Annotated in this window: 23 protein-coding genes; 9 read left to right on the top strand and 14 right to left on the bottom strand. The window is 40.1% G+C overall.

Annotated elements, in window-relative coordinates; genetic code table 11:
- Positions 1-92 precede the first annotated feature (92 nt).
- The 4 genes from CH365_RS01755 to CH365_RS01740 form a co-directional block, all read right to left on the bottom strand.
- Complete coding sequence (locus tag CH365_RS01755) at positions 93-500, bottom strand: helix-turn-helix domain-containing protein (RefSeq protein ID WP_010515694.1); 408 nt, start codon at positions 498-500, stop codon at positions 93-95.
- Positions 501-795: 295 nt separating this feature from the next.
- On the bottom strand, positions 796-2,331 hold the full coding sequence (locus tag CH365_RS01750; protein WP_100766874.1) for an LIC12015 family putative lipoprotein: 1,536 nt from the start codon (positions 2,329-2,331) through the stop codon (positions 796-798).
- A gap of 40 nt (positions 2,332-2,371) precedes the next feature.
- Positions 2,372-2,719 carry a hypothetical protein gene (locus tag CH365_RS01745; protein ID WP_100766873.1) on the bottom strand — a complete coding sequence of 116 codons (348 nt, stop codon included), beginning with the start codon at positions 2,717-2,719 and terminating at the stop codon, positions 2,372-2,374.
- 18 nt (positions 2,720-2,737) lie between these two features.
- Positions 2,738-3,442 carry a hypothetical protein gene (locus CH365_RS01740; protein WP_100766872.1) on the bottom strand — a complete coding sequence of 235 codons (705 nt, stop codon included), beginning with the start codon at positions 3,440-3,442 and terminating at the stop codon, positions 2,738-2,740.
- A gap of 45 nt (positions 3,443-3,487) precedes the next feature.
- Here CH365_RS01740 and CH365_RS01735 point away from each other — a divergent pair, with 45 nt between their 5' ends.
- The 4 genes from CH365_RS01735 (at position 3,488) to CH365_RS01720 (ending at position 5,371) form a co-directional block, all read left to right on the top strand.
- Positions 3,488-3,838: an STAS domain-containing protein gene (locus CH365_RS01735; protein WP_100766871.1), complete on the top strand. Its 351-nt coding sequence runs from the start codon at positions 3,488-3,490 to the stop codon at positions 3,836-3,838.
- 39 nt (positions 3,839-3,877) lie between these two features.
- Positions 3,878-4,633, top strand: coding sequence for a diacylglycerol/polyprenol kinase family protein (locus tag CH365_RS01730; protein ID WP_100766870.1), 756 nt, complete (start codon positions 3,878-3,880; stop codon positions 4,631-4,633).
- A gap of 98 nt (positions 4,634-4,731) precedes the next feature.
- Positions 4,732-5,031, top strand: a complete 300-nt coding sequence (locus CH365_RS01725) for a nucleotidyltransferase family protein (RefSeq protein ID WP_208861141.1) — start codon at positions 4,732-4,734, stop codon at positions 5,029-5,031.
- Positions 5,021-5,371, top strand: coding sequence for a HepT-like ribonuclease domain-containing protein (locus CH365_RS01720; RefSeq protein WP_100766869.1), 351 nt, complete (start codon positions 5,021-5,023; stop codon positions 5,369-5,371). The genes CH365_RS01725 and CH365_RS01720 overlap by 11 nt, the downstream gene beginning before the upstream one ends.
- Before the next feature lie 16 nt (positions 5,372-5,387).
- On the opposite strand, the gene lcpA is transcribed toward CH365_RS01720, so the two are convergent.
- From lcpA to eno, 7 genes are read right to left on the bottom strand one after another with little or no spacing between them, the layout of a single operon-like run.
- Entirely contained in the window at positions 5,388-5,960 is a 573-nt protein-coding gene (gene lcpA, locus CH365_RS01715) for a complement regulator-acquiring protein LcpA (protein WP_100766868.1), read from the bottom strand.
- Positions 5,935-6,480, bottom strand: coding sequence for a DUF4416 family protein (locus tag CH365_RS01710; protein ID WP_100766867.1), 546 nt, complete (start codon positions 6,478-6,480; stop codon positions 5,935-5,937). Before CH365_RS01710 ends, lcpA begins: the two co-directional genes overlap by 26 nt.
- A 27-nt stretch (positions 6,481-6,507) precedes the next feature.
- Positions 6,508-7,509 (bottom strand): YheT family hydrolase, encoded by a 1,002-nt coding sequence (locus CH365_RS01705; protein ID WP_100766866.1) that lies wholly within the window; start codon positions 7,507-7,509, stop codon positions 6,508-6,510.
- 3 nt (positions 7,510-7,512) lie between these two features.
- Positions 7,513-7,869, bottom strand: a complete 357-nt coding sequence (locus CH365_RS01700; protein ID WP_100766865.1) for a hypothetical protein — start codon at positions 7,867-7,869, stop codon at positions 7,513-7,515.
- A gap of 10 nt (positions 7,870-7,879) precedes the next feature.
- Positions 7,880-8,485, bottom strand: coding sequence for a ClpP family protease (locus tag CH365_RS01695; protein WP_100766864.1), 606 nt, complete (start codon positions 8,483-8,485; stop codon positions 7,880-7,882).
- 10 nt (positions 8,486-8,495) lie between these two features.
- Positions 8,496-8,960 carry a septum formation initiator family protein gene (locus tag CH365_RS01690; RefSeq protein ID WP_208861140.1) on the bottom strand — a complete coding sequence of 155 codons (465 nt, stop codon included), beginning with the start codon at positions 8,958-8,960 and terminating at the stop codon, positions 8,496-8,498.
- Between the two features lie 7 nt (positions 8,961-8,967).
- A complete protein-coding gene (gene eno, locus CH365_RS01685) occupies positions 8,968-10,266 on the bottom strand; it encodes a phosphopyruvate hydratase (RefSeq protein WP_100766863.1) in 1,299 nt (432 codons plus the stop codon).
- A gap of 126 nt (positions 10,267-10,392) precedes the next feature.
- Between eno and CH365_RS01680 the strand changes: the two genes are divergently transcribed.
- The 5 genes from CH365_RS01680 (at position 10,393) to CH365_RS01660 (ending at position 15,374) form a co-directional block, all read left to right on the top strand.
- A complete protein-coding gene (locus tag CH365_RS01680) occupies positions 10,393-11,076 on the top strand; it encodes a DUF6989 domain-containing protein (protein ID WP_100767018.1) in 684 nt (227 codons plus the stop codon).
- Between the two features lie 6 nt (positions 11,077-11,082).
- On the top strand, positions 11,083-12,075 hold the full coding sequence (locus CH365_RS01675) for a UDP-3-O-acyl-N-acetylglucosamine deacetylase (RefSeq protein ID WP_100766862.1): 993 nt from the start codon (positions 11,083-11,085) through the stop codon (positions 12,073-12,075).
- Between the two features lie 103 nt (positions 12,076-12,178).
- The gene (locus tag CH365_RS01670) at positions 12,179-12,559 is read left to right on the top strand and encodes a TIGR04452 family lipoprotein (protein ID WP_100766861.1); all 381 of its coding nucleotides are present in this window, start codon (positions 12,179-12,181) and stop codon (positions 12,557-12,559) included.
- A 103-nt stretch (positions 12,560-12,662) separates the two neighbouring features.
- A complete protein-coding gene (gene lepA, locus CH365_RS01665) occupies positions 12,663-14,468 on the top strand; it encodes a translation elongation factor 4 (protein ID WP_100766860.1) in 1,806 nt (601 codons plus the stop codon).
- 3 nt (positions 14,469-14,471) lie between these two features.
- On the top strand, positions 14,472-15,374 hold the full coding sequence (locus CH365_RS01660) for a PALP domain-containing protein (protein WP_100766859.1): 903 nt from the start codon (positions 14,472-14,474) through the stop codon (positions 15,372-15,374).
- Positions 15,375-15,440: 66 nt separating this feature from the next.
- Here the strand turns inward: CH365_RS01660 and CH365_RS01655 are convergent, their stop codons facing one another.
- Genes CH365_RS01655 through CH365_RS01645 form a run of 3 tightly spaced genes read right to left on the bottom strand, consistent with a single transcriptional unit; the run spans position 15,441 to position 18,789 of the window.
- The gene (locus CH365_RS01655; protein ID WP_100766858.1) at positions 15,441-16,172 is read right to left on the bottom strand and encodes a succinate dehydrogenase/fumarate reductase iron-sulfur subunit; all 732 of its coding nucleotides are present in this window, start codon (positions 16,170-16,172) and stop codon (positions 15,441-15,443) included.
- A complete protein-coding gene (locus CH365_RS01650; protein ID WP_100766857.1) occupies positions 16,172-18,088 on the bottom strand; it encodes a fumarate reductase/succinate dehydrogenase flavoprotein subunit in 1,917 nt (638 codons plus the stop codon). Before CH365_RS01650 ends, CH365_RS01655 begins: the two co-directional genes overlap by 1 nt.
- Entirely contained in the window at positions 18,088-18,789 is a 702-nt protein-coding gene (locus tag CH365_RS01645; protein WP_100766856.1) for a succinate dehydrogenase cytochrome b subunit, read from the bottom strand. The genes CH365_RS01650 and CH365_RS01645 overlap by 1 nt, the downstream gene beginning before the upstream one ends.
- Positions 18,790-18,978: the final 189 nt, after the last annotated feature.

The following is an 18,978-nucleotide window of genomic DNA, read 5'->3' as shown; positions in this document are numbered from 1 at the left end:
TGTCTAACCTGGGGTTTCACTAAGTACAGCACATAGTAAGGGAAAAGAATGTGCAGTATTGCTTTACGGGAGTATTACCTCCCGTGTTCGATTTAGAATTCTACTTTATGTAGAAATAATTCCTCTTTTTTCATTTTTAAAACTTTAGAAGCCATACTCTTGAAATCTTCAGGCGGCTCTAATAGTCCTAACTCCACTTTAGAAAGGAAAGGAGTTGAGACCTTTAATTTTTTAGCCATATCGTATTGTTTGATTCCCAATTCTCTGCGTTTTGCCCAAAGTTTATTGGTAAGTCCTTGGCTGAATTCAGGATAAACCTCTTCTACCGGACTTTCGTTGAACAGTTTATCTAATGTCGTTTTCAAATATTTAGCGCAAGCTTGTCTGAATTTTTCAGTAGGAGCTTGGCTTCCGGTTTCAATTTTGGAAAGGTAGCTAGGGGATACACCCAGAGCCCTTGCCATATCATATTGCTTGATTCCCCGTTTTTTACGGAGCATATAGATGTGGTTGTTCATTCTTTTCCCCTTTTTAACCGTTTTAAAACGACCTTGCTTTGCCTCAAGAATAAATTTCCATTAGGCCAAACAGGCACTTAAGTATAGAAATTTTTTCCAAAGTGGGCTAATAGTAAAAGAGATAAGAATAAGAATCAAGCATTTGAAGTCTTATTCAATAAAAAATAGACGTTAGAGTTATAGCAATTGTAGAACACGGTCAGTAGTCCGAAGTATAAAGGTCTATAACCTTTTCGGACTACTGAACAGGGATATCTAAGTGTATCGTAATATACGATTAGATCTTACCTTCTTTCAATCTGCTGGAATCCAGAATGAATTGGTAATCTGTTTTAAGCTTTTGGGTAAGCTCTCTTACGAAGTTTTGTTTTTTAGCTCGGATCAAATCTTCTTTGATCTTCTCTCGAACTTCTCCGTAAGGCATAGGGATCCTGTCTTGAGGATTGTTTGGATTCGACTTAGAATACGAGAACATTTTGGCTGCCTCATATTGTTCTCTCATCTCCGCTTCTGAAACGTTTACATCACTAGGAAGTTCTCTTTTAAATACCAAAGGTTGTACAATGTAGAGCTTCATAACATTGAACATATCTTGGAAATCCTTGGATTCTAAAGCTTCTTTTAATTCATTGGAGTGGTCCGCTATCTTATACCAAACAAATTGTTGTCTGAAAAATTGGAGCACATTCGCCTTATCGTCTAACTTAGAGGAATCCAATCCGCTTTGTTTTGCCAATTGTTCCAACTCGTTCAAAACATCTTTAAACTTAACTGTTTCTCCGGTTTTGGTATTGGTCAATAAAACGGATTCATGATTGAAAGTATTCAGATTGTCCTGAGTAATATTCGCTTTTTCGAAACCTGCATTTTTTACTAATTGTTCTTCTTGTTCGCTAACTGCGCTAAACAAGAATCTTTTTTTCATAAAGTCTTCGTAACGAGGAGCGATATCATCGATTTTAAGATCTAAATAATTACGTTTTACGTCTGCTTTGATCTGATCGGAAATTCCAGGAGTCGCAATATAATTTTTAGCCAGATTTTTTAGTTTTCCGAATTCTTTTGAGAAAAATTTTCCGACTCTCGATGCGTAAATGGTTTCTACTTTTTCTACTCTTAAGATCAGGAATTTTTTCTTTCTAGGAGCTTTAGGATTTGCTCCCGGAGGAACTTGGTCATCGATCTCTTTTAAGATCCATTTTCCTTGGTTCGCTGCAGCTTCTTGGTAATAAGCAAGGTTTGGATCATTTCCACAATTTAAACATTGTGGATCTAATAATCCGCCTACCGCTTTATATGCAGGTTGATCGGTATGATCTACTACGTATTGGATAATCTCTTTTTTAGAGGAAAGTTTTTGAACTCCTTCAAAAATACTCTCCGCTCTTTGTCTGGTAACCGCTTCGTCTTTTGGATCGAAAGAGAAAACCGCGATCACTCTTACGAAAGCGAATTTTAATTTACCAACTTGTTCTAACTTCTCCGCTAGATTTCTTTGCAAGAAAGAAGCAGCCATTTGTGGTTTGGAGTATTTTAGAAAAACCGCTAATTCATCTTCGCTAACAAGTTTCTTTTCCGTATTGTATAGAGAGATCAATTTGAAAAGACCTAAAGTTTCCAGAAGTTGAGTTTGTTCTTCTTTGGTTGGATGATTCGGTTCTGGCTTACGTCCGCCTGTATTGAGTTGGTAGAAGTTCCTGAGTTCTTTTCTGGTAACTGTGCCCCCTTTGAAAGAGGCTAATACGTCCGAGTCCGAATTACACTGAAAGAGTAATGCAGCCAGGAACGAGAGTACGATTATTTTTTTGTTCATGTTGTTTTATATAACCTGTTCTTTTCGGATCTCGAAAAAACTAGTATTTATGGATGGTCTTTCGGGCAGGTTGCTGCTTCTTACCTTGGATTTCAACGGATATTTCGCGAGTTAGGCGTTTTTCGTTGTCTTGGTAAAGCCCTTCGGCTGCCCTAGCACCTGAAGGTGGGCCGGACGAATTCCAATCAGAAGGAGTTTCCTTTGTCTTCAAAGAAAGTATCTCTTGCTTTTGAGAAGAGAGCTTATCCATCTCTGCTCCAATAGATACTTTTAAAGATTCGGAATAATCCCGGTCTGCTGCAATTCTATCCTTGATTTTGCCTAGTTCGGTCAGGTCCCGATCTAATTCTTCCGTTTTGCGTAAAAGATGAGCCACTTTAATTTTCATGGAATAAGACCCGGAACTTTAAACTTCAGTTCCTGAATCTAGGCCCCAGGCTGCTTCTTGCAAGTAGGAAAAAAAGAGTCCGCAGCTGAGGATCATCAGCTCTTCTCCCGGTTTGGATAGGCATATAAGAAGGAAGAAGGTGGAAAATAAGAGACTACTAAGGAGATCCTTCTTTCCCTTCCAGATGACCCAGATCATTCCCAAAAATAATAATACTGATTTGAATAGGGAAGGTTCTAAACCAGGGTGGGGGGTCTCATATAAAATCCAAACTCCCGAAAGTAAAACACAAAGTCCTAAAATAATAATACGAACCTGTTTCGGAATGGATAAAATTAGAAATAAAGAAAGTGTAGGGATTAAAAACGGAGAAAGTTCCCTTCTGGCAAAGGAAAGAATACAAGACCCGGCCAATATTAGAATTCCTAAAGTTTCTCTAAATGCAGGAGAACGGCTTCCTAAAAAAGAAAACCCACCCGACGAGATCATACCTGCGAGACTTAAGGATACCAGATCCAAAATGAATTCCGCAGATGTGCCGTCCCAAAAGGAAAGTGCACATAATGAAGCAGGAAAAAGTAAAAAACTTAAGTTAGGTCTAAGAGTTTTAGAAGAATGGAATTGGGAAAACGCGATCGTAAGACAAAGCACCAAGGAGCCAGAGAATGGAAATCCATAGGTTTTGAAAAACAGATAAGCTGAGGTGAAGAATAGAAAAACCATTTGTATCTATTGTGAAATTCCGGTATCTTGACGAATCGAAACGTTATGATCCTGAACGAGATTATCATCTCAACGGAAAAGATAGACAGCGTTCAAGTTCTGAAATTGCAGGGTTCTATCAACTCCTTTACGGAGAAAAAATTCAAGGATGTGCTTTCCTTGGCTGTCCGCCAGGGACCGGTCATCATGGATATGGAAGACGTACATTTGGTGTCCTCTACCGGGGTTCAGGCCTTAAAAGAAGTGAGCCAATCCAGTTTTTCAAGCAAGAACAAACTCGTCCTTGTAAATATCTCCAAAGCAGTGATCAATGTTTTTAAAATGGCTGGTCTAAACGGATTTTTCCTAATCGCAAACGACGAAGAAGCAGCCTTGAAGATAGCTTCTAAACGTTGATATTCTCGGATCTAAGATGGACAATCTCGGAAATAAAAAATGAAATCTGAAAAAACTTCTTCCTTTAATTATTTGAGAAAGGCCTGGCATTTACTTGGGCTAATCATTCCTGCATTCTATTATTTCGATGTATTTCACGGACAATTTTTGTTAGTGTATGCTACTCGAGCAATTCTCACTGTCTTACTTGTTTTATGCCTCGGACTTTTGGTCTTATTAGAATGGGCGAGGTTCCATATTCCTGTTGTCCAGACAATATTCGTAAAGTTAGCCGGCCCATTATTAAAAGAAGAGGAGAAGTCCAGGATCAACGGGACCTTTCCTTATTTCCTTTCCATTACTCTGGTTGTCTTTTTCTTTCCTCCTGATATCGCGATCCTTTCCCTATTATTCTTAGTGATCGGAGATCCAATGGCTGCTTGGGTTGGGACTCATTTTGGAAAGAACAGATTTTCAAACGGTAAATCCAAGGAAGGGATCCTTGCATTCATTTTATCTTCTACGATCGTAGGACTTTGGTTTATCTATGTGATCCAATCCGGTTCCAGAGAATTCGGGATCTATCAATTTTCCTCCGGAGAATTTTTGCAGAATGTAATTTTAGTTTTGCCGGCAGTGATCGCTGCTGCAGTAACCGAATTATACAGTGGGACTTATTGGAACGGGATCGTGGACGATAATCTTCTAATTCCTGTTGTATCCGCGGTTGTATTAGGAGTATTTGCTTATTTCACTTTAGATCTAAGCATAGGTCAGATCTTCTTAAACCCGGCAGAAATTTTCGAAACGTATTAGAAAAATCGATTTTGATTATTTGGGATCATCTATTCTTTCAAAGGTAATAGGTCTTGACATTTTTAAGAATCGAGACTTGAATTAAGACCGATCTTATTATGATTACTGCTCCGAAAGTCCAAGAAATTATTTCCGCTCATAGAGAAGAGTTACGTTCTATGGGAGTAGAAAAACTTTTTCTTTTCGGTTCTGTTGCAAAAAAACGGAACCTAGAAACTAGTGACGTGGATTTATTGGTTAAGTTCTATTTGGGTAAGAAAAATTTTGATAATTTTATGGATCTTTCCTTCCATCTGGAGAAGATCCTAGAAGAAGATGTGGACCTTATGACTGAGGATTCCCTTTCTGAAAACTTCAGGAACTCGATCATGTCTGAGGCTCTGGAAATTGAAATTTGATATAGAGTATCTAAATCACATTAAAGATGAAATAGATTTTTTGAATTTAAAATCTAAGACTCTGAATCGAAACGATTTTTTATCCGACGAAACCACAAAAAGAGCCTTCGTTCGTAGTATTGAAATTATTGGAGAAGCTGCGACTAAGATTTCAGATCCTTTCAAAAACAAATATCCGGAAATTGAATGGAAAAAGTTATCCGCAACCCGAAATCGATTGATACACGGATATTTTGTAGTGGATTACGAAATCGTATGGGATCTAGTAACGAATAAAATTCCTACCTTAGAAATTCAGATAGTAGTTATATTCGAAAAAGAAAGGACTTTATTCGATTGAACCCAAAAACTCTCTACTAAGGGGCCTTCTCCGCAGGAAGAACATGATATACAAAATCGATCTTGGTTTTTGTACTACCTTTGATTCCTTTTGCAGACCAGGTAAATTCTAATTCAGTGGGAAAGATAGAAGTCTCGTAAGGGTATTGTCCTAAACGATTTTCTTTTTTCTGTTTTTCCTTCACCATAGAACCTAAATAATTGAAAGAACCGATCCAATCTTCTCCAATTTCGAAACCTTCCATCTTACCTTTTACACCTGCAAATTCATACATCGCAAAATAGGTTTCTTGGATCTGCTTTCTTTCTTCCGGACTCATCCTACGATTCATTCTGAGAACGAAACCAGGAGTTTCTCTGGCATGAAAATAAAGATAATTGCCTAATTCTTCCCAGGTATTCGGTTTCTTTACATTCGGGATATCCACCGAATATTTTTTATTCAATGGAGAAGGTTCCCTACATACTCCATCTCGAGTAAAATAATCGCAAAGTTCCACATTGCTAACGGAAAGAACAGAAGGTTCACAAGCCGCGAAAACGAGCAGGGATAAATAGGTGAGTTTAACGTTTTTCCAAAGAGCTAACATAAGATTCTCGTAAATTAGTAAAAAAGTATAAAACTTCAGGATGTTTAAAAAACTCCCAGGCCGAGGCTTGCGGGATCCATTTTTGTCCCTGGTACGTATAAATGATCTCTGCAAATACTCCATGGAACATATAGATCCTGTGTAGATCTTCTTCCAGAGAAGCTAAAACCAAATTATAAGGAGTTAGATAACCAGGCAATACACGAATTGACTCGTCTGATTTACACAAAGAGGTCTGGAATTTGGTACATTCTTTTTGTAAGCTTGGAAGTTCTTCTCTGGAGATTCTGCGCTTCAAAGAAAGAACTCTTGTAAACCTTCCGATAGGAGAATCCAGAAAATTCTCAAATTGATGGGTCCATTTCGGAAGAGGTTTGGATTCGTATAATGTTTGGGAAAATGAATCTTCCGCTTTTTCCTTTAAACGATAATAAGCCTCTTCGTTCTCATAGGAAACCACTATAAAGAAGGAAGCAGGCAGAGGTTTTTTGGATCTGGAAGAGGTTTGTTTTGAATTCACTTGTTTAGGCGGGTTTCAGGCAGCAGATTATAATTTAGAATCGAAATAATCCAGCAGAATTTTAGTAAGCCAGCGGCCGTCCGGAAGGTCCGGATTGGAATCGGTCACAAATCCTACATGGCCTCCCTTTTTTGTAAGAATGGTTTTTAAATTAGGAAGTTTACTCCAATTGATGGAATTCCATTCGAATAGTGGAACTACGGGATCGTCCTCTGCATGTATTAGGATTCCTGGATGAGTGATCGATTGGATATAACCGATACAGGAATTTTTTCTGTAATATTCTATTGCACTCGGATATCCGAAAGAAGGAGCAGTAATCATATCATCGAAGTCGAAAAATGTCTTTACCTTCTTTGAATTTTCCAACTGCAAAGGAGTTAGATCTAAAATGCCTTCTTTGATCTTCTTCTTAAAACTACCGATAAAATGATTTCTATAAAATCTTCCGGATAGTGAATCTATAAATTCGCAATTTTTGGCAAGATCTAGAGGTGGGGAAACCGCTGAGAATCCGAGTGATTTATGATTTCTGGATTCTCCGAAAAATTTCAGGACCAAATTTGCAGAGAGAGAAAATCCTGAAACGAATATCTTTTTGCTCAGATATTCATGGATATAATCCAGAACATCTTGTACATCTTCCGATTGGCCTGCGTAATACGATTTACGAGCGAATCCTCTTCCTCTTCCGCAATTTCTCAGATTCATTCGGATAACGCCGTATCCTCTTTCCAACGCGGAAGTTGCGAGTGACACTAGATAAGAACTTTCAGAATCACCTTCCATTCCGTGAATCATAAGTATATAAGTCCCATTAGAAGGAATGGAACTTTTACGATAAGAAGAAACAGGAGGATTATGTTCTAACCAGAGTTTATCCCCAGATTCTCCGCTAACTGTTAGAAGAATATCTTCGCAATAGTAAGAAGTCCTGAGAGGATTTTCAGGAGGAAAAATTGTATTATAAAGGGTTTGGGCATGTTTGCCGGAGACGAATCGTTTGGGTCGAAAATGAGAGGTTTCCATAGATCAACGGATTTCGTTTTCTTTAAAAAACTCTTTCCACTCTTCTTCTTGTTCTTTTTTCAAAAGAGATCTTTTCTCTAAGAACTTTTTAAATTTTTTGAGAAAGGTTTTTCCTTTCTCCCTGATTTTTGCATCCTCGGGAAACATATCCTCTAAATAAAAATTCAAGAACTCGTCCAGTTCGAATGCGCTTAGATCGGTGATTAAAATTTTTTCGGACGTATCTTCCGGATCCTCGAATAATAATTCTGAGAATTCCAGAAGTAGAGTAGGCATTTCTTTTTCGGAGGAATGTGCTCCTTCCGGAATGGTTTCCAGAAAGGAGCTGATTGTTTCTTCTAACGAAGGAACTCCCGACAAACGAATGGCCTTAATTGGAAGGTTTAGGGAAGTCTATTGTGGTTGCGAGTGAATCTACGATACCGTATTTGATCGCTTCTTCTGCGTCCATATAATAGTCTCTGTCCGTATCTTCTTCCAATTTTTCGACAGGATGTCCGCAAGCTTCTGCAAGAATTTGATTCAATCTTGCTCTTGTTTTTAGGATTTCTTCTGCATGGATTTGCAGGTCGGTTGCCGGAGCAACGATTTGTCCGCCTATACTCGGCTGGTGGATCATCACTTTACCGTTCGGCCAAATGGATCTTTTTCCTTTTACGCCTGCTGCAAGAAGAACGGATCCCATAGAAGCTGCCAGTCCCATACAAACAGTATGAACCGGAGAAGTGATCATCTTCATTGTATCGTAGATGGTAAGTCCGGAAGTAACAACTCCTCCTGGGCTATTGATATAGAATGTAATTTCTTTTCCGGGATCAGCCATTTCTAGATAGAGTAGTTTACCTACGATATCTTTTGCGGATTCATCGGTAACCGCTCCCCATAAGAAAATTTTTCTATGGTCGATGAATTTTTTGGAAATTTTGCTACCGGCTAATTCTTCGATTACTTCGGTGATTTTTTCTGTCTCGGACATTATGGCTCCCTTAAGCAGCGGTTCGTTCTTCCAGTTTCTTCCTCCGTAATTTCCTGAAAACTCCAATAAATACGAAAGCTACAAAGGAAACGTAAAAAAAGCGAAGCAACTGGATCGGAGGGACCGGCATATCACGGTCCGCTCTTAAAGCAATTAGACGGGAGGCGAGGACCGGACGATTCTCCGCTTTTGGCTCAGGCTCCCTAAATTTAATAATTTGTGCGTTTTCGGAAAGAAGATAATACTTTCTGGCTTCTTTCTCCAAGGCGACCTTATCGTCTCTTAGGAGTTTTTGCCTTTCTTCTAACTGTCTATTCTCATACTCCAGTCTCTCCACATCCAAACGAAGGCTGGAAAGACTGGTCTCTAGGGTAGAACGTACGACCAAACCGGACTCTCCCAATACCGTGAAGTAAAACATTCCGGAAAGGAAGAGCAGAAGTAAAAACAGTTTGTTCGCTATATTCATGCCCATAAGAAGTTTAGAGATTATAGAATGTATTTCTCCCTTTGTAAACCGCAGAAGAACCTAATTCTTCTTCGATCCTCAAAAGTTCGTTATATTTAGCGATCCTATCGGTTCTGGAAAGGGATCCAGTTTTGATCTGGCCCGCGTTCGTACCCACCGCGATATGCGAAATAGTTACGTCCTCTGTTTCTCCGGATCTATGGCTGATCACATTCGTATATTTGGCTTTTTTAGCCATATCGATGGACGCCAATGTTTCGGACAAACTTCCGATTTGGTTCACCTTGATCAGGATGGAATTCCCCACCTTTTGGGAAATTCCCTGAGAAAGTTTTTCTATATTGGTAACGAACAAATCGTCACCAACGAGTTGGATCTTCTTACCCAATTTCTCGCTTAGAAGTTTCCAACCTTCCCAGTCGTTTTCATCCAGACCGTCTTCAATAGTAATGATCGGATACTTTGAGACTAGATTTGAATAGTATTCCACTAATTCCGCGCTAGAGAACTCTTTATTTCCTTCTCCGCCCAGAACGTACTTTTTCTTGGTTTTGTCGAAAAACTCGGAAGAAGCTGCGTCGAGACCCAATAATACGTCTTTTTCAGGCTTATAACCCGCTTTTTCGATGGCTTGGAGGATCACTTCTAATCCTTCCAGGTTGCTTGCCAGATCCGGCGCAAATCCACCCTCATCTCCGACTGCAGTATTCAGTTTTTTGGATTTGAGAACTGACTTAAGGCTATGGAAAACTTCTGCTCCTACTCTTAAAGCTTCGCGGAAGCTATTTACTCCCACTGGAAGAATCATAAATTCTTGGAAGTCCACATTATTGTCCGCGTGGGCTCCACCGTTGATGATATTCATCATTGGAACAGGAAGTTCTTTTGCGAAGTTTCCTCCGATGTATCTGTAAAGTGGAAGTTTTGTGTGAGAAGCTGCCGCTTTTGCTACCGCTAGGGAAGTTCCTAAGATTGCATTTGCACCTAATTTGGATTTGTTTTTGGTTCCGTCCTTATCCAACATCAGGGAATCGATTCTGTTTTGGTCTAAAGCGTCCTCTCCAATCAGAACGTCTTTGATCTTTACATTTACGTTCTCAACTGCTTTCAGGACACCTTTTCCTAAATAACGAGATTTATCTCCGTCTCTTAATTCTACTGCTTCGTATTCTCCTGTGGAGGCTCCGGAGGGGACTGCAGCTCTACCAAAAGAGCCGTCTTCCAGTTTAACATCTACTTCTACCGTAGGATTTCCTCTGGAATCCATGATTTCGCGGGCGCGGATCGCCGAAATTTTGGAGGATTTGGACATGTGATTCTTATAATACCTATCTCTTATAGATTTTTCCTGAAATCCTTTTGTTACGGGGAAATAAATCAAGCGGGAAAAGGAGGAAAAAAGATTGCCTGGACAGGCTATAAAGTTAGAAATCCATCGATGAAAACGACAGAAAAACATTCTATATTCTTTCATATCTCCTTCACAATACTATGTATCATAGTATTATTACTTCCGATTCCGGCAACAACCGGTTGGAGAATGTTTTTTCTGGTCCTAGTATATAATGTTTCTCTGCCAATCGTTGCCCAGGTCTGGGATCACGATCGTTGGATGGATATTTTCCTTTTTGTTTTGCCTGTAAGTATTCTACAAGTAGTCCCTGATTGGTTCTTGTCCAAGGTGCTCGGGGTTTTAGTATTTCCTCAGGACGGATTTTATAAGTTCGGAACGGTTTCTGCGTACATGGCCGGTCTTTGGACCATTCCACTTTTTATTATAGTCTATGTAGCAACGAGATTCGAGAAAAGATATCCTGAAGCAAATCCGATCAGCAAATATCTGTTAGCTGGAGGGACTGCATTTGTGATCTTCTTCTTATCCGAAGAATTTATGAGACTGATCCCAGTTTGGTATGCACAGAATGTTTCTATGATTGGGCATACTGCGATCTATGTTCTATTCCCCGAATTTATATTGGGAATATTCGCTACATTCGCATATTTTCATACAGAGCATAAACCTTTTAGGACAAAGCTACTTTGGGCAATACCAACTATGTCCGTGTATTTGGGGGCACTCTCTTTCAGCTATTTATTTGTAGAAGGTGTATGGAAAGTCTAAAAAATAATGAAGGTCCTGACCCAAATTTCAGAAATTAAAGACTTACTCTCGGATCGAAATCCGGAAATTTTGAGTCTTCCTCCCGAGTTTTCGCAAGGTACAGAAGTAGATCCGGATTATTCGTATACCATACAAAAAGAATTTCAGGTACACGGTAAGGCGACCTTCGAGAATAAAGAATCCGTGGTTAAGGTAGGGCCGGCCCAAAATGGAAAATCGGGCTTTAGTTGGAATGGGACCAGATATGATCTGGACAGTCAAAAATGTATTAAAGGAAATCATAATATACAATTGGGAGAAGTGAAGGTGATAGAACATCCACTTGCCTGGATGTTGGCCTTTGGAGTGTATGCTGATTTTACCTTGAGCGAATCCAGTTTTCCCACTTTCGATCATTGTGATCGGGTCTATATGGACCATGCCAAAGGAAATCTAAGAATATTAGAGAAAAGAAAAAAGATTTCAGTATCTTCTCCATTTGCTTTAGTTTGGGAGAAGGGTTACTGTGTCTTAGAACCTGCAGAAAAAGATTATAGAGGACTTGTGATAGACCACCAAGTGGAATATCCAGGAACCACAGTCGGAAGATCAAGAATCGTAACAGAACTTACTCCTGAAAATTTTTCGTATTTCGGAGACGCAAGAACGACCGCATTCCGTAACAAAAAGGACGCGGAAAGTTTTTACCAGATTGGACTTGCCGGTGGTTTAAAAGATTATCCTTTCACCTTGGAAAATGTATTACTTTTGGATGAAGACAAAATTTACAATATCCGAGACAAATTTAAGGATCCAAGATCCGCTTATAATTACGAATTCATCTGCCACGAATTGATAGATATCATATCTTGGTTACGTTTTGTAGAAGAAAAATACGAGGGAAAATTTTTCGGAAAGATGACAACTTTCCTTTTTGATCATCACAAACAGATAGATATCGCTCAATTTTCCTGCGATCCAGAAGAATTGGAAAAATATGGGTTAGAGATCGGAAATTAATTTCTGGTAAACGATTTTTAAAAACCTAAAACTACTTGTAATCGAAACGGTTTCGTTTTAGAAAATCAAAACGGAGTCCAAATTTTTTCTAAAGAGGTTTCTAATGCGGATCGGAATATTACCGCTTTTATTTATACTAACGATCGCAATAAATTGCGTGGCATTTAACGCCACCGGATTAACGAATCGTTATAAAGGAAACGAGGCAAAGGATAAAATTGCGGATGCAGCAACCGTTGCGGCTCAGCTTTACGCAATCAGTACCGGGGACCTTAACGGTACAACCTATATCAACAATGTCTTCCTTCCTCCAATTTTGGCAGGGCTTGAACCAGGCGAGTACTATGCTAAAGAAGATGTGGATGCCTGTGTTGACGAGATCAAATTATTCGGAGCCTTAGGGCTTGCTCCTACAATTGGAGTCTTATTTGGACAATGCTCGAATTTACAGCCTGATAATAATATCTACGGAAACGTAAACTAAGCTATACTTTTCCTCAATCCTCGGCTTCATCGGGGCCGAGGACAAATTTCCCCCAGTAAAAGGCTTTTCACCGGCTCCCTCCCGCTGGACTTTGTTTTTAACAATGTCCGATCGCCAACAATTCATCCGCAATTTCTCAATTATAGCCCATATTGACCATGGTAAGTCCACCTTAGCGGACAGACTTTTGGAAATAGGCCGGATCACTGATGATCGGACAAAAAAAGACCAGATCCTGGACTCCATGGATATCGAAAGGGAGAGAGGGATCACGATCAAGGCGAACAACGCCACCTTCAATTATACCGCAGCTGACGGTAATACTTATACGATGAACCTGATCGATACTCCTGGCCACGTGGATTTTACCTACGAAGTATCTAGATCCTTAAAAGCATGCGAAGGTGTGCTTCTTATAGTAGATGCAAGCCAAGGAGTAGAGGCCCAAACTCTTGCGAACCTTTATCTTGCTATGGAGCAAGATTTAGCAATCATCCCAGTTATGAATAAAGTGGATCTTCCCGCAGCGGATGTAGAGAAGACCAAACTTCAGATCGAAGACAGTTTAGGTTTGGATGCAGAGAATGCTGTGGCGATTTCTGCAAAAACTGGACTGAACGTACAAGCAGTCTTAGAAGAAATCACAAGGCAAATTCCTTCTCCAAAAGGAGATCCAAAAGGTCCTCTTAAAGCACTTATCTATGATTCTTATTTCGATCCTTACATGGGAGTTGTTATCAAGATCAGGGTATTCGACGGATCCGTAAAAAAAGGGGACCGTATCCTTTTGATGAGCAGCCAAAAGGATTTTACAGTCAACGAAGTTGGTATCAAGGGAATTGGTTTAACACCTACAGATTCTCTCACTGCGGGAGAAGTAGGATATATCATCGCAGGTATCAAAAAAGTTTCTGATGCAAGAACTGGAGATACAGTTACTTTATTCTCCAACCCAAGTGCTGAAGCAGTTCCAGGTTATAAAGATGCGAAACCTATGGTATTTGCCGGATTATTTCCTATTATGGGAGAACAATTCGAAGAACTCGTAGATGCGATCGAAAAAATGAAACTGAATGATGCAGCGCTTGTTTATGAAAAAGAAAGTTCTGCCGCATTGGGGTTTGGATTCCGTGTCGGATATCTTGGACTTCTCCACATGGAGATCGTACAAGAAAGATTGGAAAGAGAATTCAATCTTGATCTGATCACCACTGCACCTTCCGTAAAATATACGATCCGAATGAAAAACGGAGAAGTATTCGATATAGATAATCCTTCTAAATTTCCTGATCCAGTTTTTATAGAAGCTACGGAAGAACCTTATGTAAAAGCTTCCATCATCACTCCAAATGAGTATGTAGGGAATATCATGTCACTCGCGATAGATAAAAGAGGAGTCCAATTGGACACAGTTTATCTTTCTCAGGATAAGGTGCAGTTGACTTATGAGATCCCTCTTGCAGAGTTAATTTTCGAATTTTATGATAAACTAAAATCTTTAACCAGAGGATATGCTTCCTTGGATTATGAGCCTTGCGGTTATAAGGCTTCGAGACTTGTTAAAATGGATATTCTTGTAAATGGAGAATCTGTGGATGCACTTTCCATGATTGTCCATTCTTCCAAAGCAGAATCCCGTGGTAGAGAGATCATTGAAAAATTAAAAGAAATCATTCCTCGTCACCAGTTCATGATCCCAATCCAAGCTGCAGTGGGAGGAAAAATCCTCGCGAGAGAAAGTATTTCTGCTCTTCGTAAGAACGTAACTGCTAAATGTTACGGCGGAGATATCACCCGTAAGAAAAAACTTTTAGAAAAGCAGAAAGAAGGGAAGAAGAGGATGAAACAGATCGGAAACGTTGAAATCCCTCAAGAGGCCTTCTTAGCGGTCTTGAAAACCGGGGATTAATTTTTGAAAGACTCCGTTTTGCGTCCCCGCAGAACCGGAGTAGATTCCGTTCTCAAAGTTCATTCTTCCGAACTATTTATCAAAAGAGAAGACCGGATTTTTTTCTCCCAAGGGACAAAGATTCGCAAATTACTCGGGATTTATAAAAACTTAGAATCTAAACTCCGATCCGGCGAAATCCAGAAGGTCATTTTACAAGGGAATTTGCATTCGAATGCGATCTTAGCTGGAAGTTTGTTCTTTAAGTTTGTCGAAGTGCCTACAAAAATCCTGGGATATTCCAGGGATCCAAAGTTAATTACTCCTGCTTCTATCATTTCCAAACGATTTTCAGAGATGGAATTGTATCCGACAAGGAAGGAATGGGGAGAAGTTGTCGAAGATACTACAAAATCCCTACCTCCCAACGAAGTTCTAATTCCGGAATATTTATTCACAACCTCTGCATTACAAGGTCTCATGTCTCTCTGGGAGGAAATAGATCCAATGAAATACGATCGGATCATTTTAGACGTGGGTTCCGGGCTTACTTGGATTTCTTCGATTCTTTGGGGGAAACTTCCAATGACTGGAATTTGTCTCGGAATGGAAAAGGAGAAGTTTATACCTTGGATAAAATTGCGTCTGTCGTCACTTCGACTTCCCAATATCGACCTCCCATGGGAAAGCCTAATCGATCCGAGGGAAAAAATAGAAGGAGATTTCTCCTACGGAAAAAAAGGGAATATCTGGCTGGAAAAATCTAGCGAATATCAAAAGCGATTCGGAATTTATTTAGAGCCTATCTATGCTGCTAAATCTATTAGCATGATTGAATCTATGATGAAAAAAAGAGAATTAGAAGGAAGGATTTTATATATTTATCAAGGTGGAATTCTACAAGGAGGGGTTTCTTCTATTCTTTAATCACCTTCGTCAAAAATAAAAAGGCCCTCTTTCGAAGGCCTTCTTCTTATTAGGAAATTCTAATTCTTAAGAAAGAATAAATTCTTTGTTTAGAACTCGGATGAAATCCCGTTTGATGTCTTTCGGACAAGCAGCTTCGCATTCGTACTGGTTTGTACAATTTCCGAAACCTTCTTTGTCCATTGCGTTTACCATGTTTTTCACACGTTCTTTTTTCTCTACTTGGCCTTGTGGAAGTAGCGCAAGGTGAGAAACTTTTGCAGAAACGAATAACATAGCTGAAGCATTTTTACAAGAAGCTACACAAGCACCGCAACCGATACAGGTTGCCGCATCCATTGCAACGTCCGCATCCTTTTTAGGAATCGGTAATGCGTTTGCGTCAGGCGCTCCTCCTGTATTAATACTAACGAATCCTCCAGCTTGGATGATTCTATCAAAACCGCTTCGATCGACAACTAAGTCCTTTAATACAGGGAAAGCTTTTGCTCTCCATGGTTCGAGAAAGATCGTATCTCCATCTTTGAAAGTTCTCATATGAAGTTGGCAGGTGGTTACACCAGGAAGAGGGCCGTGAGCCTCTCCGTTGATCATAATATTACAAGAACCGCAAATACCTTCTCTACAATCGTGCTCGAACGCAATCGGATCATCTCCTTTTACGATCAAGTCCTCGTTAACTACGTCCAACATTTCCAAGAAAGACATATCGGGAGAAATCCCTTTGGCATCGTAATTTACGATTTTGCCTTTCTCTTTTGCGTTTTTTTGTCTCCAGACTTTTAGTTTGAGGTCCATTATTTGTAGCTCCTCGTTGCGAGTTTAATATTCTCGAATTCCAGTTTTTCTCTGTGCTCTGTAGGTTTTGCTCCCACACCTTTCCATTCCCAAGCGGTGGCATGACAGAATTTTTCGTCGTCCCGTTTCGCCTCTCCGTCGTCCATCTGGTGTTCTGAACGGAAATGTCCTCCACAAGATTCTTCTCTTGTAAGAGCATCTAAGCAGAGAAGTTCTCCGAACTCTAAGAAGTCGGCAACTCTTCCTGCTTTTTCCAAGGATTGATTTAGGTCAGCACCGGAACCAGGAACGTTTACATTTTTCCAGAATTCTTCTCTGATCTCAGGAATTTTCACGAGAGCTTCTTTTAAACTTTTATCGGTCCTTGCCATTCCGCAATTATTCCACATAATCTTTCCGAGTTCTTTATGGAAAGAATCAACAGTTCTCTTACCTTTGATGGAAAGGAATTTATTGAGTTGAGTATTTGCGTCAGTCTCTGCTTTTTTGAATTCGGCATGATCTGTAGAAGGAGTTTTTCCGAATCCTACTTCTGCCAGATAATTTCCGATAGTGTAAGGAAGAACGAAATATCCATCAGCAAGACCTTGCATCAGTGCAGAAGCTCCGAGCCTGTTTGCTCCGTGATCTGAGAAGTTTGCCTCACCAATCACGAATAAACCTGGAAGATTGCTCATTAGGTTATAATCCACCCAGAGTCCGCCCATTGTATAGTGAACAGCAGGGTAAATTCTCATTGGAACTTTATAAGGATTTTCTCCAGTGATCTGCTCATACATCTGGAAGAGGTTACCGTATCTTTCCGCGATTGTATGTTCTCCCAAACGATTGATCGCAGAAGAGAAGTCCAGATACACACCTTGGCCACCTGGTCCTACACCGAATCCTGCATCACAAACTTCTTTTGCAGAACGGGATGCGATATCACGAGGACAAAGGTTTCCATAACTTGGGTATTTTCTTTCTAAGTAATAATCTCTTTCGCTCTCAGGGATATCCGCAGGGTTACGGGTATCTCCCTGTTTTTTAGGGACCCAAATACGTCCGTCATTTCGAAGAGACTCAGACATCAAAGTTAATTTGGACTGATGGTCTCCTGAAACCGGGATACAAGTAGGGTGGATCTGAGTGTAACAAGGGTTAGCGAAGAAGGCACCTTTTTTGTATGCGCGGAATGTTGCTGTAACGTTAGAGCCTTTCGCGTTTGTAGAAAGATAGAATACGTTACCATATCCTCCGGAAGCAAGAACCACTGCATCTGCAGAATGAACTGTTACTTGGCCGGTTACTAAGTCGCGGATCACCACACCTTTTGCATGACCGTCGATCACGACTAAGTCCAACATTTCGGTTCTAGGATACATCTTCACATTTCCTAAACCGATCTGTCTAGAAAGTGCTGAATACGCTCCTAATAGAAGCTGCTGTCCAGTTTGACCTTTCGCATAGAATGTACGGGATACTTGGGCACCACCAAAGGATCGGTTGTCCAAATGTCCGCCGTATTCTCTCGCAAATGGAACACCCTGAGCCACACATTGGTCAATGATGTTTGTAGAAACTTGAGCTAGACGATATACGTTAGCTTCTCTTGCTCTAAAGTCCCCACCTTTGATCGTATCATAGAATAAACGATAAACTGAGTCACCGTCGTTCTGGTAGTTCTTAGCTGCGTTAATACCACCCTGAGCTGCGATGGAGTGAGCTCTACGCGGGCTATCTTGGAAGCAGAATGTTTTAACATTATATCCAAGCTCTGCCAAGGTCGCAGAAGCGGAACCCCCAGCGAGTCCAGTACCGATCACGATAACTGTATATTTTCTTTTATTAGCCGGGTTCACTAATTTGATATGGGATTTATAATCGTCCCATTTTTTTTCCAAGGGACCCGATGGGATTTTGGAGTCTAAACTCATTATTGCGCTCCTGGAACTTTCACGAAGTTGAGAAGAATAGCAACCGGCATGGAAACATTGCCGATGAAGATGGTCAAAGCGTAGAGGATCGCAAATGCGTTCGTCTTAGGCGCCCAGAAAGTGGTGTTAAAACCTAAAGTTTGGAAAACACTCGCAACTCCGTGACGAAGGTGAAACGCAAGCAATGTCATCGCTACTATATAGGAAATTGAAACATAAACGTTCTTAAATCCAAAGATTACCATAGAGTAAACATCATGTCTTTGTTTATCCCCAATGGTTTCTTGGAGTGCGAAGTTTTCAGGCTGGATCTTACCGATCGTAAAATGAAGCAGATGGTATATTACAAAAGCTAATAATACGGAACCAGTCAAAGCCATATATCGCGAAGACAGAGTAGCTTGGATCGTACTTTCTTTTACGTAGCCAACCGGTCTTGCCTTCTTGTTTTCAAGAGACAATTTGAGGGCGTAGTAAACGTGTAATGCGAACGCTACTAAAAGAATTCCGCGGGCTAGCCATAAAAGTCCGCCTAAATTGTGTAGGAACTCAGCGTAAGTGTTAATCTTATCCGGTTCTTGGAAGATCTGGAGGTTCCCCAGCATGTGTACAAACACAAAGCCGAAGAGAATGATTCCGGTAATCGCAACGATAGTCTTTCTACCGATGGACGACCTTAGATATCCAGCTTGAAAATCCATTCAAAATCTCCTGTGAGGATCATGGGAAGAAGTCATCGATTTGTTTGAGGAAGGGATTGAAAAAGCGAAAGATCGCATTTAGAATCCCTCTACAAAGTAGGATAAAAAATCAGGTCCAGACGAAAAGCACTTTTAAACTAAAAGACAAAAAATGGACATCTATCGAGGAATATTTAGACTTGGTCTCAT

The sequence above is a fragment of the Leptospira neocaledonica genome, assembly GCF_002812205.1.
In the GTDB taxonomy this organism is placed as follows: Bacteria; Spirochaetota; Leptospiria; order Leptospirales; family Leptospiraceae; genus Leptospira_B; species Leptospira_B neocaledonica.
This window is presented reverse-complemented; position numbering and strand designations above follow the sequence as displayed.